Origin of the sequence: Marinomonas sp. A3A (genome assembly GCF_018336955.1) — a bacterium.
Lineage (GTDB): Bacteria > Pseudomonadota > Gammaproteobacteria > Pseudomonadales > Marinomonadaceae > Marinomonas > Marinomonas lutimaris.
This window is the reverse complement of the sequence record NZ_CP025532.1, coordinates 3,195,361-3,210,797: the sequence shown is the minus strand read 5'-3', so window position 1 is coordinate 3,210,797 and position 15,437 is coordinate 3,195,361. Positions and strand designations below refer to the sequence as shown.

Here is a 15,437-nt window from a genome sequence, read left to right as displayed (position 1 = left end):
ATCAATATTGTTCCGGTCAAAAATGAAAAAAAAGGGGGGGGAGTGATTCAATTAACGGCAAGTTATTTGGCAAATGTGCTTGATGCATTAGATAAAAATGCAATTTATACTTATCCAAATGCCAAGACACGTACAGAAATTAGAATCATTGATGTTCGGATGCCAGAAGGGCCAGTTACGATTAAGCGTAGAAACCCTAGTAAAGGTGAGTCTTTTGATGATGCTGCCTCTCAAACTATTTCATCAAAAATGCTATGGAGATTAGCCAGCGCAATAAAAGAAAATCACCCTGTAAATATTGATCGTATTTTTGGTGCGAGTTATAACACTCGGTCGGCTTTGGAATCCCTTTTATTACATACAGAGTGTTTTTATTTATGCTATCCAGGGCGACTTGAAAAAGTAGGGCCAAACACAGAAGTAAAGGCTGGACATAAACATATACTTTTTGATCCAGCGAACCCTCACGATCAAGGAAAAATAATTCTTAAAGAAGTCAACGATATGGTTGTAACAGAAATTGATCGAGAGGTGCGTTTTGATTCGTTATTGTTAAATTCGAGGCCTAGTAAAAAAGTAGACATAGAGCTCAACCGTCGACACGCTCAAATTCAAGTTCTTTTAATAAAAGCGGCGGCATCTATGGGGCTAATTACATGGGTTGCTAGCAATGATCACAGTATACAATATAACGGTCAAAAGTTGATTGAGATGGATGAAGTCTTAAAAAGTATGGAAACTATACCAGCCTTGTTGGGGTATCCAAAAGCTCCCGAAGCTGGAAGGCTTATAGATTGTATCTGGTTTACTAAAGATGGAAAGAAAATACCTGCAATTTTAGAAATTGAGCATAGTACGGGTGTAACATCGGGTCTTACTAGAATGAAGAATTTCATGCTTGAAGCTCCTGATTTACGAGACATGACATATATAATTGTGGCGCCAGATGAAATACGAGAGCAAGTATTTAAAAAAGCTGCTCAGCCTCAGTTCGGTAAAATGAATGTCAAATATCTTTCATATTCAGCTGTCGAAGATTTATACCTTTTATCACAGAGGAAAATACAAGGGATTGATAATATTAAGTTTTTCCATACATTTCTGGAGAGTATTATCTCTCTTGAGTGAACTTGCAATACAAAATTTAATTTTTATAATAAAGGAGAGTATATATGAATTTTGACTCAGATGTTGTGCCACTACTACTTAACTACCAAGGACTAAAGCTCAGAAGTATTTCTGGAACAGCTGACATAACTATAAATGATATAAATTTAGAAAAAAAGGTTATTGCTATCACTTGCTCTAATGACGCACCTTTTAACGAGTCATTTAATAGGATGCGAATCGTATATAACGCATTACTACAAAATGGCTACGCGCATGTAGATGCTGCATTAAAGAATAGTGGTTCTAGACGTAATGTTCCTGAAACATTACTAGCAAATTTACCATTTATTGAGCATGCCCATATTGATGGTAAAAAACACTTGTTTTTATGCAAAAGTTATACGCATCCTTTGGGAACCTTAAAAGAAAAAAATTGATAATAAGGGCACTTTAATGTGTCCTATATAGTTCGGTAGTTCTTATTAAGGCTATCTCACTAAAGGTAATTTTATTGTTCGTTTAGCAGAATGAGAAAGTCATCGATAGTTTTTGCTACGCCTAGGCCCGCTAAATAAGGCACTCCATTACCAATAGTCTTAAACATATTACTTAGTGTCATCGTAGGGGGAAGTACAAAATCAGCAGGAAGGGACTGTATAGCTAATGCCTCTGAAACGCTTAAGCGTCTTGCTTGATAAGGATGCAGGTGAACTTCATTGTTTCCATATGCTGCTGTAGGAGAATACCTCCAGCGATGAAGTCTTTTAAATGACTTTTTACTGGTATCTCCTTCTTCTACTTGATTAAAGCGAGCCGATTTTGGCTTAAAATAGTGATATGCATTGATATGCTTATGCACTTTATTTTTTTTAAACCAATGCTCAATGGTTAGCTCTGCTTTAACTCCCTTCGGTTTAGGTTTTATACTATCTATTATAAAAGGTTCTTTTTCTGGCCAGTCGTTATTAGCAAGCGATTCTTCGCGGGTGAATTTAGTTCGTTTGTGCCAGTTGAAAAGATCTTCATCAATTAACATTGATTTGAGAGAACTTTTATTTAGTATATTTTTCACATGATGCTTCTTGATTCCAAAAAGTAAAATTCTATCTCTATCTTGTGGTGCGCCATATTGAATACAGTTAATAAGGTTTTCTGTTAAAACATAGCCTTCATTTTGGAGTTTAATTTTCATTTCTTCATAAAATTTTCGATGTCTAACCGTTCTCCACAAGCCTTTTACGTTTTCAAATAGGAAAAAATCAGGTTTATGTTGTACAACACAATCTACATATGTTTGGGTAAGTCGGCCATTTTCACCCTCATGACCCTTATTTTTCCCTCCGACAGAAAAGTCCGGACAAGGTGGGCCTCCAATAAAACCAACGAGTTCTCCTCTATTTTGGGACGTACGGACATTGCTTTTTAGTTCTGGTGCTAGTCTTCCATTGCCAACAAAATCTTCGATACTATTTAGGTAGTATCCATACTCAGGCTCCTTAAGTTTAAGGTGCTTACGAGAATACTTATAGGCTTCTAAAAACGGTTCGTGAAATTCATTAACCATTGCTATTTTGAAGCCTGAGTGCTCGAATCCAAGATCTAGAAAGCCTGAACCAGAAAAGAAAGAAAAAATTGTAGCCATGAGTGAACCGTGTAGTGGAGGTAACCAATAATAAAGGAAAATGATTCTAAACAGTCTCGAAGAAGAAGACAAAGAAAAGCGGCATAATTTTAATTGCTCATGATTGACCGTGATCGAGACTCTACCTTCAGATAGCAGGAATCATATTTTTTGCTTATTTAGTCTGTTTGCAGGGCTGGACTTCCCTAATTTTACTAGATACCGATTAACGTTCAGGAGGTATCTTGAGATTGGTCGCATGTTTAGGTTTGTAGTGTGTTAAGTAAGGCAGCTTGAGGTGGTGAGTATTCTACTTCCTTGTAGAACGTATGCTTTATTTCGTTATGAGGTAGTTGAAATAACCTGTCTATTGTTCGCTATAAAATAAGGTTTCAAGCTCGGCATTAGGGAACTTTTTCTGCAATAATTCATAGCACTTTTGGCTTCTTTCTGTTTTAGGCACAGCATGGGCAATTATGGGCTCGCTCTTGGCTTTACGAATTGAGTTAGGGGTTATGTCGTACCCTATCGTCTTTAGCCATTCAGACATTTGTACAGAGTTGAGTTCATAAGCATTAAGGCCTAGCAGTGAGTTGCTGTAGAAGCGTAAGAATACTCGAATCAATAACTCATCAGATTTCTCATCTTGCTTTATGTTTACCCCCTTGCCTGTGGTTGATTTTTTCATGGCTAAGTATTCAGTAAAGTCCTCCACGTCTTGCACTGTCTTCAAGCATCTATCTCTCTTAAACTCTTTAAAAAAAGTGTCTGTTTCTATCATCTCCTGCTGGCTGATAAAGGGCTTTGTTTTGCATCCTACATGTGACCAATCCTGTGCCTTAAAAGTCTTAGGTGAGTGTATTTTTCGTTTACAGTCGTACTCTAGGTTTAACCGCTTGTCCTTCTCTAAAGTCATTACTACTTTTTCATTAAGAAAGATCTGTCTTGTTGGAGTCATTTGGAAAACTTTAGTTGTACTTGTTGGTGTTCGATTTTTGTATAAATCGCCAATAAATTGGTTACGATCCAGACACCCAAAAGGTGCTTGAACCCCCGCTTGTGCGACTATTACAGGTTGGTCTTTCATTGGTATTACTGTAAATTGGCCGCGCGATTTCATACAGACAAGCTGATTAGCGCCGTGTTTTAGCTCAAGTATGATGTCCTTTTTCTCTTCTGGACAGATTAAGTTATGCAATGTTTTGAAGCGCTCACATAAAGGCCCATTCAGTGGTATTTTGTCTAAATTTGCATTCGTAATGAAACCATCAGTCGATACAGAAATGACGTCATATTCACGTGGTATGCCATTTAAAATTTCCCCTACCACGGCTCTTGTCAATCCGGTTACATAAGCTGCATATGCTGGATTGGTAAGTTCACTCATCGGTAACTTCGTACTTTGCTTACTTTGAATATCAAATACATTTTTATCTTTTACACCTTGAGCGAGTTTTCCATATAGTGAGTTACCTATCTCTTTCCATAGACGCTCCATATAACTGCCTTTAAGGGCCTTGTTTCGTTCTTTTTTGACCATTGAGGAGAAAGGCTCAAATATTCTACGGTCATCTTTCCACGGAATATAAAGGCCTTCTTTGACCGTAACTTCTGCATTGAGAGCAATGGCAGCCTCTAACTCATGACCAGTACAAAAGCTTTCACCTGTTAGTGGGAATAATAAGCTGGAGTTTATTCGAACAGGCAAACAGGGGTAGGCTGTATCATCTGGAAAGGCGAACGTCACATAAGCAAAAGCACATTTATCACCTAATAGGTCTGTCATTTGCTTTGATCTGATACTGTTGTCGTAGTCAAGCTCGCGTAGCCCTAGCATTATTGTTGTATAGCAGCTTGGTATGTCAAAGTCGTAATAGTGGCTTATTGGTGTTAACCCTAACCAAAATGCTTCAGTTCGTCCGCCGTGATAGCAGGGCTCTAAGAGAGATTCATTAATACGACGTATGTTTGTCGGGGTTATTTCTCTGACTGTTTGCATTCGACCTGTCTTTTGATTGAATAGCTGAGATTGTCTAACTTCATTTCCAAATATAGGTAAAATATCGACGTTGCCCATAGACTGTTTAAATAGAGTAGTAGATAGCGATGGGATAGTAATTGGTAGTTGATCAATATTTTTATCGACACAAAGCTTGATTGTTTGCTCAAATTCTATCCTTGCTTTATCAGCTTTTCTGATTGCATATTTGATAAATTCTTCCGGTGCTTTTTCTTGATACTCTTTCACATTACCTGCACGCGGTGAACCGACAGTAGGGAGCTCAGGCATTCCCAATAATTCCCCTGCTTCAAGCTCGTTCTTAGTAGTAGGGGCCAGTAATGCCGCATCAATAAGCTTTACACACACCGTTTTTTTATTGCGTGACTTGGTCTGTATATTTAACGTTGTATTGGGGGATTGGCTGTTTTCAATGACTATGTGACTGTTTTTACCACTAGAATAAAGCGATTTGTTAAGGCTTTTAAGTGTCCCATCGAAAGTTTTTTCGGCATTTAAAAAATTGAAAATATTAGATTTCAAGCAAGGTGATACGATAAATAATTTTTTCGGATGAGTGCGTAATATCTTTTTCTCTATCGATTGTTCGATACATAAACCAACAAACTGCTCAAACGTTATTCTCTTTCTATTCGCAGGCAAAGGTATGATGCCTGAATAGTGCTGATTGTTATAAGAAAGAGAGTAAACATATAACAGCACTTCGTTAGCTTCTTTTTCAAAATCAGATTGATATTCAGTACTAAAAGATAAAATTGGTATATCTGATAAATTAGCCCAATCGTTAGCAGCGTTATTAGTATTTCGATTGGTTTTCTTTTTTGCTTTAGTAAGACTAGAGGCACTCTTGCTGATAGGTTTTTTCATGCCAGAAGTCTTTTGATTCGCAATCATAGTTATCATCTAGGCAAGTTAAATGCCTAGCCCCTGTGTTAGGTCAGGGTAGAATGAGTTATCAGGCTCATATAGCTTCCAATCAATGATATTGCTGTGGCTGTTTAAGGCATTGTTGAGCTCTGCATACAGCTGATCGATATTGGCGTATTCATAACTTGATAATGCATAGAGAATCTCGCCTGCATGGTTGACTAATTGCAGAACGCTTTCGTATGGATACTTAATAAATTGAATTTCACTTATGTTGCTCTTTTGTATAAAGCCACCGTTATCTAGAAAGAGATAAAATTTTGAGCGAAGTGATTGGCTTAAATTTAAACATAATTTTATATCTTCAAATATCTGGCCGATATGTGAGTTATGCTCAGTGAATATAAGGCTTCCATCGATATCATATACTTTTATTTTGTCTAAAAAGTAAGTCAAAGAGTGTATTGCACTTAACTCAATTTGACCTGCTTCTGTCTTACTCCACTCAGGCTTACTCATTAAAGTGGAGGTGTTATGAGTAGACATATAATCGTTTTGGTAATGTATTTTATGTTGGTTCATGATGATTCCTTTGGAATGATAGTTAATGTATTGAATAAAAAGTTAGGCTGTCTTACGCTTTTTGCTTAATATTTTCCTCCCATATGTTTATATCCTCTTTTTTAAAGCGAATAAGGTTTCCGATTTTCATGTAGGGAGGCCAATTCTTAGGTTGTCGTTTTAGCCCTGACCTCACTGAGCCAATTTTCAGGTCATAGCGAGAGCAGAAGTCGATGAGTGATAGAAATTCTGAATTCATAAGGTTCACCTTAGCGTGAGTAGTTAAAAGTAGTGTCTAATTGCAGCACTGAGTCATTGATGTGCTGGTTAGACAGGTGTGTATAGCGTTCAGTGACAGCACTACTGCTATGCCCTAACGCAATTTGAGTGACATATAGTGAGCCAGTCGCTTCAATAAGGTTGGTAGCAAAGCTGTGTCGTAAGCTATGTAGCGTTAAGTGTCCGTTTAGTACTCCTTTTTTAGATAGTTGATCGCAGACCCAATTAAGGGCATTACGGGGGTAGGAAATGTGTCCATTAGTGGCATTAGAGAAAAAGACGTAGTCATTCATTCGTAAGGTCTCTAAGTGTTCTAATACCGCTTTAGCAGAGTTATTAAGTTGGACACGGCGAGGTTTTCCTGATTTAGTCAGTGGTAAATCTATATAAGACTTATCAGGTGATAAGTAGCTCCATTTCATCGTTAGGGCTTCCATGGCTCTCATGCCTGTAAACAGCAAGAACAAGAGAGCGCCACCAGCGTAGGGATTTGAATATTTTGATGAAAATATAATAAAGTATTTAAGTTCTTCACCTCTAAGCACACGATCTAGTATGTTAGAAACACGCTCCTTCTTAATCTTAGAGACGGGATTTCTTTCGATTAACTCCATTTCCACGGCTAATCTGAAGATTGCTTGTAAGGCATATCGATATTTATTAAGGGTGTTAGGGGACACACCACGTTTACGAAGGCGTTCGATTAACTGTATGCAATCAAACTTGGTGATTTCGGTAATGGGTCGATCGGCCAATGGTCCGAATGCTGGGGCTATGATTCTTAGTCTAGAAAGCATGCCTTTATGGTCACGGTGATTGATTTCACTGTGGGGTATAAAATACAGAGTAATGAAAGCGCTTAGTGTAAGAGGGGCTGACGTCTCACCTTTAAGGTATGCAACTTCATTATATAGACGCAATAGGCGTTGATTCAGTAAGTCGATAGAATCAGTGATAGCGCCTATTTTTTTGACAATGCGGTTACCTGCTGCTTCGGCTCTGAAAATTAGTGAGATGGCATTTTGGTTTTTTCGTGCATAGAGGTTTGGAAACTCGTTTATGCGGAATTCAGAAGTGACAGGATATTTCGTTGCATGAGATTCTATGTTTTTAACTATTTCGACTGTGAGCTGTTTCATTTTCTAAACTTCTTAAGACTGTTTAATCTATGCTATACCTGCTTTTTGTGTTTGAGAACTCTCTAGTCTCAGGCTCTGAAAGGCTTGAATGGCTAGGCTTTAAAGAAAATTGTAATTATCTAAGTTTATGATATATATGGTTTTTATTGCAGGATTGAAATTTATTTTATAAGTGATAATTTTCTAAAAAAACACTTTTCATCTCTTTGTATTAGTTGCTCCAAAAAAGGGGTAGGAAAGTAGTACATTACTGAATATTTCGATATTGGTATAAAATTAAGATACTTAAAAAAGAAATAGAAACGTATTTATTTAGGAAGGGATACATGTCAGTAACTCTATTGACAAGAAAAGATATAAAAATAATTAACAAGTTGATGTGTCATAAAGGTATTAATAAAAAAGATATTCTTGAAATTATGATGTCTATTTATAGTGATGATATAAGATTTCCTCAATCAACAAAGGAGTGGGGGAAGCTCGTTGAAATTTTCTTAAGGGGAAAGGAATATAAAAAATCTCAATTTATAACTCATGAATTTATTATAGATGGAAATGATAGAGAGTATTATTATATCGTTACTAACATGGGGATATCTTACGTAATTAAATCAGAGCTCACTATTAGTGGACAATATGACTTATTGCGTAATAATAAATCTATTAACTCTTTTTATTGCTTCTATGTTGTTAATGAATTAAATAAAGCTCATATATTGACTGTAAATGATATTTTTATTGAGTTTGATGGGGGTTGGGAAGAATGTCTAAAAAAAATTAAAGGATATAAGTCTGTCGGAAGAAAAAACTCTCAGTTGTATGGTCAAAGTTTTAATGCTGATATTCTTTGGAGTACTAGTGGGAAAAGAAAACTAAACAGAGATATTCTAGAAACACATAACAAAATTGAAAATTCAGTTAAATATATTAGTCATGATGCAAAGGATAGAATGAAGGCGGTTGATAATAATAAATTTGAAAAATGGATTAAAAAAGAAGTAGATGTTAATTGGATTGCAGATGAATATATTAAAAGTATTAGCTCAAATGACATGGACTAATCGGTTAAATGGATGGATTTCACTTCTGAATTATATGCGACATCATAGGAAGTTGTTTTTACTAAAATATTTTTAGTGGATAGATTTATTAGTTTTTTTAATTTCATTTAAAATATTACAAAAAATATCATTTTCGTTTTTTTTTATTTCTCTCCCCCTTTTATCCCCTTTTATCCCCTACGGGAAAGAGGCACACTTCTCAGTAGCCTATGAAATTAAAGGGCTGTAGAGTATTTCTATTTACGAAAACACGTTAAAGAGCGTATTAAATCGTTCATTCAAGCACATATTATTTTCTTGATATTATGATCAAGGACTAAAGTATGCTTAAAAGATTCAAGTTCACAACAGCGCTTCTAAAATCCCTTCCAGCGAATGCCACAGATGCAAGATCAACGGAGTTGGAGTTCTCAGATGTCGAGGTCATTGGGCTCAAGTTACTTAGTGGTAAATCGGGCTCTAAGCGCTTCTTGTTCCGTTATATTTTTAATGGAAGAAAAACTTCATTGGGGATAGGGCGTTTTCCTGATCTCGCGTTATCAGACGCCAGAAAAATTGCACGTCAGTGTAAAAGTCAGATCGCACTGGGTATTGATCCTAAAGCTAGTCGATATGATAAAAGTGCGAGAACCAGAATGCCTACGGTTCATCAATTCTTTCATGACGTTTATCTGCCTGTTGCTCAATCTCGTAAGCGTTCTTGGCGAGATGATAAAGCTCGATTCAACTTGTGTAAGTCTATTCATCTTATTCCTTATGATCAACTAAGGGCACAAGACGTCTTACAGATTCAATTAGATTTGAGTTCAGACAGTGATGATCACCTTTCCTATGCTCCAGCAACCTGTAATAGGGCCATTGCGCTATTAAAGACAATGGGGAAGTTGGCTGAAAATTATCTCGGTGTTGTAAATGTCGCTTTGAAAGTCTCGTTACTGCCTGAAAACAATGTACGAACACGGTACTGCGATATAAAAGAAACACAGCGTATTATCTCTGCTGCTTTGCGGTATCCCTGTCGAAGCAGTGGGGCGTATATCGCGTTATTGTTTCTATCTGGCTGTAGAGCAACCGAGTTACGGTTAAGGCAATGGCATGAAGTGGATCTCAAAGATGGTGTGCTGAATATCCCAAGAACTAAAAATGGTTCATCACATACCATTTACCTTTCTGACTATATGATTGAAATCATGAGTTCTATTCCAAGAGTTAAGGGTAATTCATATATCTTTGCGGGTAAGCGTAAAGGAAAGCCTATTTATCAGCCACGATATGCTTTTAATCAAATTAAGTCTCAAGCAGATATTAAGAATCCAGATGAGGTGGTGTTTCATACAGCAAGGCATTCGGTAGCCTCGAATCTCATTTCAAATGGTTCGGATATTAGTTCCGTTCAAAAACTGCTCAATCACCGCTGTATAGAGTCCACATTACGCTATGCAAAGCTAAGTGTCGCGAAGCAAAGAGAAACCACCCAGAGCCTATCAATAATGATGAAAAAATAGCTATTACGATTCATCTTGTTCATTAAACCCAGAAAGCCTTTACCAAATCCGTAAGGGCTTTTTAGTTTAGGGGAGGCTTCATCGCAATAATATCTGATATTGGGAGTCGTCTAAAAACAGCTCAATTAACTTTGTTTAGGGCCCTTGTAGCGCTATTCAATGTTAAGTGTCTAAAAATAGGAGGAAGAGGCCTAGAGGCTATCAATATTGCTGGAAAAATAACCATTACGTTCATTTCGTTCATTAAGCCCAGAAAGCCCTTACCAAATCGGTAAGGGCTTTTTTGGTCTAAGGAGGGTTTCATGGAAGTTATCCATGATATAGCACAAATCAAAACACGGCTTATGCCTGAGAAAGTAAAAGAAGATGTTATTAATTTCATACTAGAAAGCTTTGCATCAGAAGAAGATGCAATTGTCTTTTGGCATGAGTTTGGGTGCTTTCTTATTCTGATTGAAGAGGGTGACAGTCATGATGAATTAGAACTCTTTGATCAATCGAATCATTCTCGACTCGACTTCATATCCTGTTATCCAGAGCACATCGCCTTAATTGGAGATAACAATAGTCATTTTATAGCTTTATCGATCATCAACGACATTGGATCAGGAGGCTATTTATTAGCTCCTGTTAATCATTCATCTCGTTTTATTACTGCACTTAATGTACATAACTAGGAGTACCATCATGTCTCAGAAAACCAAAACCATTGAAGTAAAAGAATCAATAGTAGAAAGCGTTGTTGAGTTAAATGATATTCAAACAAACGTGTCGAATACAGAGCCAGAAATGATCATTTTGCTTGATGAAGGGAAAGCCTTAAAACTTAGTCCAAAAACACAGAGCCATGTATTTTACCAATTGGGTGAGGATGATGAAGGAAAGCGCCATATTCGCATGTCTGGAAACGAAGGGGGTGGCTTACATACAAAAATATGGATAGAGCTTGATACTATTTTTAGCCTGTTAGAAAAGCAATCAGATAAGTCCTTCAAAAGTACAGTGTTTAAGCCTGTCTTCAAAAGTGGCAGTTCAAATAATTGTGGCTTTTTGGCGGCCATTCTTCGCAGTAAAGAACTAGGGCTAATGGTTCAGTCTGAGCAAAGTATTTTTGTCCATAAAGTTAGTAAGGACTACAACGATAATAAGCAAAGGTTGCTCATATCAACTTCATTTGCATCAGCATAATCCGTTTCATACAAAACCTTAAGAACAATCCATTACGCTTAAAAAATTAAAGGAATCATTATGGCGCTCATATTAAACCCTGAGGGTGTGACTGTGCCTATCAGTCAACGGCTTATTCAGCTTATTAACAATAAGGTAAATGATATTGCGGAAAATTCAGTTTCAGAGGGTTTTACAGTAAGTTTTAAGGATACTCATTATCACCCTGATCATGGCGGTTATCATCCGGTAGAGATTGGTATCTTAAAAGGAAGTGATGGAAAGCTGAGTCTGCACTACATAACCGATTTTTCTTATGCTGGACATCCTTATCCAGAGCTTGTTAAGGAAATCGATTTCGAATTTCAAGATCACAAACTAAGTGGTTATTTAATGGGTCTCCTTCTGAACGAAGGCGATAGCAAAGACTTGTTCCAGCTTTGGGAAGGTAACTTTCTCGATTACGTTGAGATGGGTTGCTTTGACGAAATCGAAGTCAACATCGTTTCTTAATGCTGTTTGAAAAGGCAGGAGGTGGACAGGAGGTGGTCGTGTTCCTTAATGGTAATGACCATTTCCAATATCCTCGTCTTGAACAGCAAAGGATAATGAAGAATGAGAAGTCAACAGGTTCAGAACTGCGAAGAATACTGCACCCGTGGTCTAAAAATAACGAAAAGTGAATGAGGTTGTACATGTTAGAGGCAGAACAGAATATCATTAGTGTGATTGAAAAAATCGATAACAAGCCAGTAGATACCTATAAGAATTTAAGAGCAGCCATTAAAGGTGCCGCTACGGGGGCATTAATTGGCTCTCGGTTTGGGCCAATAGGTATTGCTGTTGGAACAGGTATTGGTGGTGTCGTGGGTTATGTAGTTGCAGAAAGCTGAGAGGCTGATGAAAATGCAATTAGGAGTGAGGTTAGCTCTAAGGTTTCACTATGTTTTGTCCTTAGTAGAAACGGTAAAGAGGCGCCTAATGCTCTAATTGAGTTTGAGAAAAGCATATAGCTATAAGTTACTAAGTTTTAAGGATTGGTATGTTGTATAAGAAAGAGTTCGGTGTCGACTTCGAATTAGGCTTTGAGCTATCTGATTTTTTAATTTTGATCGACCGAAGTTGGAAGAATGATACTTGTCCAAGTTTCTATTTTAAGGTAAATGAGGCTTACTATATTTTGTGGGTGGATTATGCAGATTTAAAAGATCGTGAAAACCCAAACGCTCGATATTTAGTGCAAGAAGCTGTTAATTATGGTGATGATGAATCGCCCGAAATATACGGTGATGAAGGTAGTATTATTTTTGAGTCAGAAGAACTTACAGATCTAAAAAAATTTCTAGACCTGTCTCAACAGCTACATTAATAGGCTCTAGCGGTGAGTCAATGTAAATGGGGGATTGGTGGTGTTGTGGGTTATGTAATTGGCGACTGTTAAATTGAAATAAGCATATAATACAGTCTAATTAAAATGGAGCTTAAATTTAAAATGATAATGAAAATACGTTTTTTGATAATGGTTTTTCTAATACTTATATCAAACTCAGCCAGTGCTTTTACAAAAGAAATTGGTAAAGGGTATTGTACGATTAGGCATCCCCTAGAGGCGATGACCTCAAGTAGGGTAACTTGTGAGTCTCAACATGTCATACAACAGCAAGCAGATGGGGGAAACAAAGCCAACACTATATGGATAAACACAACTGAACATGATTATTTAGATAGATCCTCTGATGCCCCTTGGGAGAAAGAGAGGCCTTGGATAAGCTGGGGTGACGAAAATTTAGAGCGTGCTTATATGATGGGAACCTACGCTACGGGTTATCACTTTATTCTTTATGATCACCATGGTTCAGGGAGCATAACATTGTTTTCTTGGGATGGTATGTCTCATTTAACATATATGATTGCAAGTGTGACAAATTTTATAACTAAAGAAATGACTTATATTGGGTATCAAATGGATAGAGGCAGCAAAGGGCAAACTACTCAATATATTGATGCAATAATCGGTATTTTTATCGACCTCATTGAGGTGGCACTGGGTATAATTTACGGAATTGTTGGGTTGTTTATAGGTACTTTTCTAAACCCTATTGATACTTTAATGAATATTCCTGGTGGTGTTGCTTTATCAATAGAAGCTATAGTTGAAGGTGTAGCTAATACGGTGAGTGATATTATTTCATTATTTACATTTGGTTTTATTGAGCTTTAGAGGGTGTTATTAAGACTTAAGGTGATTCGCTAAATCCTAATCACAATGTTGCTTATATTGAAATTACACTTTAAAAAATGTTCAGGTGTGATAATTGAGTATATAAAAAAATGAAAGTAGCCTAGTGCTACTTTTTTTTTCAAAGTGACAAGAGGGGGTCAGGAGAAAGTTGTTTGAGCTTACCTACTATGTTGGACTTAAAGTGGCGTTTGTGAGGTGTTGTTGGTATTACTAAGGATTAGCGTTGCCACTGCTTCCACACGTAAGAGGCAGGATATAGACCAGAAAATCAATGGCTAAAACATAGATATTGGACGTAATTTTTGAATATACAGGAGATTGACTAGATGGTGTTAAAAGGCACAGTTTATAAGGCTAGAAACAACAAAGCCCTAGCTAAAAATAGCTAGGGCTTCATCTAAATGGTACCAGTAGGCGGACTCGAACCGCCACACCCGAAGGCAACGGATTTTGAATCCGTCGTGTCTACCAATTCCACCATACTGGCCTTGAAAAAGGTGAAACGCATTCTATATTTTTTTGTATAGGTGTCAATCGTTTAACGAAAAAAAATGCATTTAATTTAATTAATCGACTGCATAACTTCTTCAGACCACAACATTGCATCTAAAAACGCTCTATTTAAGATGGTTCTTTCACCTGGGCCCATCTTTTGAATTCTATTCCAGTCTTGTTCTTCGCAATACAGTGTTTGCTTTAAGTAGGCTCCAAGCTCCCCAGCCTGATTGATGATGGCGTCTAAGGCATTTTTGTCTAGGGCTATTTGCTCTAGTACGACCGATTTTTTAACGTTAAAAACTGCGTCTATGCCGGACATCAGTCCAACCATAAATGCAGAGTCTGCCATAGCTGACTTTTTACTCTCAGCAAGCAGCTGGCAGCAGCGGCCACGCGTTAATAACACTTTTAGCAAGGAGCTGGGTTGGTTCGTTGATGAGGTCAGTGTAATCAGTAGAGCCCATTTCTTTAATTGCACCAATCCAAGAAAAATGACCGCTTCTTTTATCGATACAACGGTTTTAGCAACTCCACAGACTGGGCTATTAAGAATTCGCAGTAGTTGGTAAGACAGCTTTGGATTTTTGGTCACTAGGTCTGCTATGGCTTCAATGCTGATGTCTCTATTTTGCAAAGCGTTGACCAGTTCAATGGCACCATGTGTTGCAGAGTCAATTTTTTTGCCTTTGATGAGCTCTGGGCGTTGCAAAAAGTACCCTTGGAATAAATCAAAGCCGAGACTTTTGCAAAGTTCGAACATGGCTAAATCTTCAACCTTTTCGGCAAGCAAGATTAAACCGCGCGATTTAAGTTCGGCGATTTGTATCGCGTGCTGTTCTGGTGGTGTGATCAATACATCTATTTTGACAATGGATACCCACGGCAATAGCGCTTGGTAGTCCGCATCAAATTGATAGTCGTCTAAGGCAAATCGATAGCCAGCAGAACGCCATTTTTGTAATGCGGTAAAAAATTCTGGTGTCAGCCTTTGGTTTTCGAGAATTTCTATGTAGACGGTGTCTGGATCGATGGGAAAGAAAGCATCGGACAACATGAGATCTGTTGTCATGTTAATAAAAAAAGGTTTTCTTAGCTGAGATTCTAATTTGGTAATCCCAATGCATAAGTTGACTAGTACTTGGCTGGTAGCGGCTTCGCCATCAGAAATATTCGCATTTAGGGCATCCTTTCCACGGAATAAAAGCTCATACCCAAAAATTTCTTTTGTCCTTTTGAGTATTGGTTGCTGAGCCATCATTAGATCATCTAACACCGTTGGAAATTCGATCATTATGGTTCTCTTATTATTAAGGCTTATTGCGGTACTGCTTTGTATTGTTAAAACAAAGATTTATCAAAACATAGGT

Annotated in this window: 15 protein-coding genes and 1 tRNA gene; 10 read left to right on the top strand and 6 right to left on the bottom strand. The window is 37.3% G+C overall.

The genetic code is table 11. The features are described from left to right. Nucleotides 1-42 precede the first annotated feature (42 nt). On the top strand, nt 43-1,128 hold the full coding sequence (locus CYL31_RS14945; protein ID WP_212915983.1) for a type II restriction enzyme NmeDI-related protein: 1,086 nt from the start codon (nt 43-45) through the stop codon (nt 1,126-1,128). 44 nt (nt 1,129-1,172) lie between these two features. Beyond that, the gene (locus CYL31_RS14940; protein WP_212915982.1) at nt 1,173-1,547 is read left to right on the top strand and encodes a hypothetical protein; all 375 of its coding nucleotides are present in this window, start codon (nt 1,173-1,175) and stop codon (nt 1,545-1,547) included. 71 nt (nt 1,548-1,618) lie between these two features. Here the strand turns inward: CYL31_RS14940 and CYL31_RS14935 are convergent, their stop codons facing one another. The 4 genes from CYL31_RS14935 to CYL31_RS14920 form a co-directional block, all read right to left on the bottom strand. Then, nucleotides 1,619-2,752 carry a DNA cytosine methyltransferase gene (locus CYL31_RS14935; protein ID WP_212915981.1) on the bottom strand — a complete coding sequence of 378 codons (1,134 nt, stop codon included), beginning with the start codon at nt 2,750-2,752 and terminating at the stop codon, nt 1,619-1,621. 346 nt (nt 2,753-3,098) lie between these two features. Beyond that, nucleotides 3,099-5,618 carry a DNA polymerase gene (locus tag CYL31_RS14930; RefSeq protein WP_212915980.1) on the bottom strand — a complete coding sequence of 840 codons (2,520 nt, stop codon included), beginning with the start codon at nt 5,616-5,618 and terminating at the stop codon, nt 3,099-3,101. Nucleotides 5,619-5,663: 45 nt separating this feature from the next. After that, a complete protein-coding gene (locus tag CYL31_RS14925; protein WP_212915979.1) occupies nt 5,664-6,200 on the bottom strand; it encodes a hypothetical protein in 537 nt (178 codons plus the stop codon). A 248-nt stretch (nt 6,201-6,448) separates the two neighbouring features. Beyond that, nucleotides 6,449-7,597 carry a tyrosine-type recombinase/integrase gene (locus CYL31_RS14920; RefSeq protein WP_212915978.1) on the bottom strand — a complete coding sequence of 383 codons (1,149 nt, stop codon included), beginning with the start codon at nt 7,595-7,597 and terminating at the stop codon, nt 6,449-6,451. Nucleotides 7,598-7,923: 326 nt separating this feature from the next. Between CYL31_RS14920 and CYL31_RS14915 the strand changes: the two genes are divergently transcribed. The 8 genes from CYL31_RS14915 to CYL31_RS14880 all read left to right on the top strand — a co-directional run bounded on the left by CYL31_RS14915 (nt 7,924) and on the right by CYL31_RS14880 (nt 13,551). After that, a complete protein-coding gene (locus CYL31_RS14915) occupies nt 7,924-8,658 on the top strand; it encodes a hypothetical protein (RefSeq protein ID WP_212915977.1) in 735 nt (244 codons plus the stop codon). 323 nt (nt 8,659-8,981) lie between these two features. Further along, nucleotides 8,982-10,163: a site-specific integrase gene (locus CYL31_RS14910; RefSeq protein ID WP_212915976.1), complete on the top strand. Its 1,182-nt coding sequence runs from the start codon at nt 8,982-8,984 to the stop codon at nt 10,161-10,163. A gap of 302 nt (nt 10,164-10,465) precedes the next feature. Then, complete coding sequence (locus tag CYL31_RS14905) at nt 10,466-10,840, top strand: hypothetical protein (RefSeq protein WP_212915975.1); 375 nt, start codon at nt 10,466-10,468, stop codon at nt 10,838-10,840. A gap of 10 nt (nt 10,841-10,850) precedes the next feature. Further along, nucleotides 10,851-11,351 (top strand): hypothetical protein, encoded by a 501-nt coding sequence (locus tag CYL31_RS14900; RefSeq protein ID WP_212915974.1) that lies wholly within the window; start codon nt 10,851-10,853, stop codon nt 11,349-11,351. A 60-nt stretch (nt 11,352-11,411) separates the two neighbouring features. After that, nucleotides 11,412-11,843 carry a DUF2787 family protein gene (locus CYL31_RS14895; protein ID WP_212915973.1) on the top strand — a complete coding sequence of 144 codons (432 nt, stop codon included), beginning with the start codon at nt 11,412-11,414 and terminating at the stop codon, nt 11,841-11,843. 182 nt (nt 11,844-12,025) lie between these two features. After that, the gene (locus CYL31_RS14890) at nt 12,026-12,223 is read left to right on the top strand and encodes a hypothetical protein (protein ID WP_212915972.1); all 198 of its coding nucleotides are present in this window, start codon (nt 12,026-12,028) and stop codon (nt 12,221-12,223) included. Nucleotides 12,224-12,372: 149 nt separating this feature from the next. Further along, nucleotides 12,373-12,699 (top strand): hypothetical protein, encoded by a 327-nt coding sequence (locus tag CYL31_RS14885; RefSeq protein ID WP_212915971.1) that lies wholly within the window; start codon nt 12,373-12,375, stop codon nt 12,697-12,699. 123 nt (nt 12,700-12,822) lie between these two features. Continuing rightward, complete coding sequence (locus CYL31_RS14880; protein WP_212915970.1) at nt 12,823-13,551, top strand: hypothetical protein; 729 nt, start codon at nt 12,823-12,825, stop codon at nt 13,549-13,551. Nucleotides 13,552-13,974: 423 nt separating this feature from the next. Here the strand turns inward: CYL31_RS14880 and CYL31_RS14875 are convergent. After that, nucleotides 13,975-14,059, bottom strand: a tRNA-Leu gene (locus tag CYL31_RS14875). 75 nt (nt 14,060-14,134) lie between these two features. Then, the gene (locus tag CYL31_RS14870; RefSeq protein ID WP_212915969.1) at nt 14,135-15,361 is read right to left on the bottom strand and encodes an EAL and HDOD domain-containing protein; all 1,227 of its coding nucleotides are present in this window, start codon (nt 15,359-15,361) and stop codon (nt 14,135-14,137) included. Nucleotides 15,362-15,437: the final 76 nt, after the last annotated feature.

Bases quoted from the DNA above. Each gene is read 5' to 3' on its own strand.
- CYL31_RS14940 (WP_212915982.1), top strand. From the start codon at position 1,173: ATGAATTTTGACTCAGATGTTGTGCCACTACTACTTAACTACCAAGGA.
- CYL31_RS14935 (WP_212915981.1), bottom strand. From the start codon at position 2,752: ATGGCTACAATTTTTTCTTTCTTTTCTGGTTCAGGCTTTCTAGATCTT.
- CYL31_RS14930 (WP_212915980.1), bottom strand. From the start codon at position 5,618: ATGAAAAAACCTATCAGCAAGAGTGCCTCTAGTCTTACTAAAGCAAAA.
- CYL31_RS14925 (WP_212915979.1), bottom strand. From the start codon at position 6,200: ATGAACCAACATAAAATACATTACCAAAACGATTATATGTCTACTCAT.
- CYL31_RS14920 (WP_212915978.1), bottom strand. From the start codon at position 7,597: ATGAAACAGCTCACAGTCGAAATAGTTAAAAACATAGAATCTCATGCA.
- CYL31_RS14915 (WP_212915977.1), top strand. From the start codon at position 7,924: ATGTCAGTAACTCTATTGACAAGAAAAGATATAAAAATAATTAACAAG.
- CYL31_RS14910 (WP_212915976.1), top strand. From the start codon at position 8,982: ATGCTTAAAAGATTCAAGTTCACAACAGCGCTTCTAAAATCCCTTCCA.
- CYL31_RS14905 (WP_212915975.1), top strand. From the start codon at position 10,466: ATGGAAGTTATCCATGATATAGCACAAATCAAAACACGGCTTATGCCT.
- CYL31_RS14900 (WP_212915974.1), top strand. From the start codon at position 10,851: ATGTCTCAGAAAACCAAAACCATTGAAGTAAAAGAATCAATAGTAGAA.
- CYL31_RS14895 (WP_212915973.1), top strand. From the start codon at position 11,412: ATGGCGCTCATATTAAACCCTGAGGGTGTGACTGTGCCTATCAGTCAA.
- CYL31_RS14890 (WP_212915972.1), top strand. From the start codon at position 12,026: ATGTTAGAGGCAGAACAGAATATCATTAGTGTGATTGAAAAAATCGAT.
- CYL31_RS14885 (WP_212915971.1), top strand. From the start codon at position 12,373: ATGTTGTATAAGAAAGAGTTCGGTGTCGACTTCGAATTAGGCTTTGAG.
- CYL31_RS14880 (WP_212915970.1), top strand. From the start codon at position 12,823: ATGATAATGAAAATACGTTTTTTGATAATGGTTTTTCTAATACTTATA.
- CYL31_RS14870 (WP_212915969.1), bottom strand. From the start codon at position 15,361: ATGATCGAATTTCCAACGGTGTTAGATGATCTAATGATGGCTCAGCAA.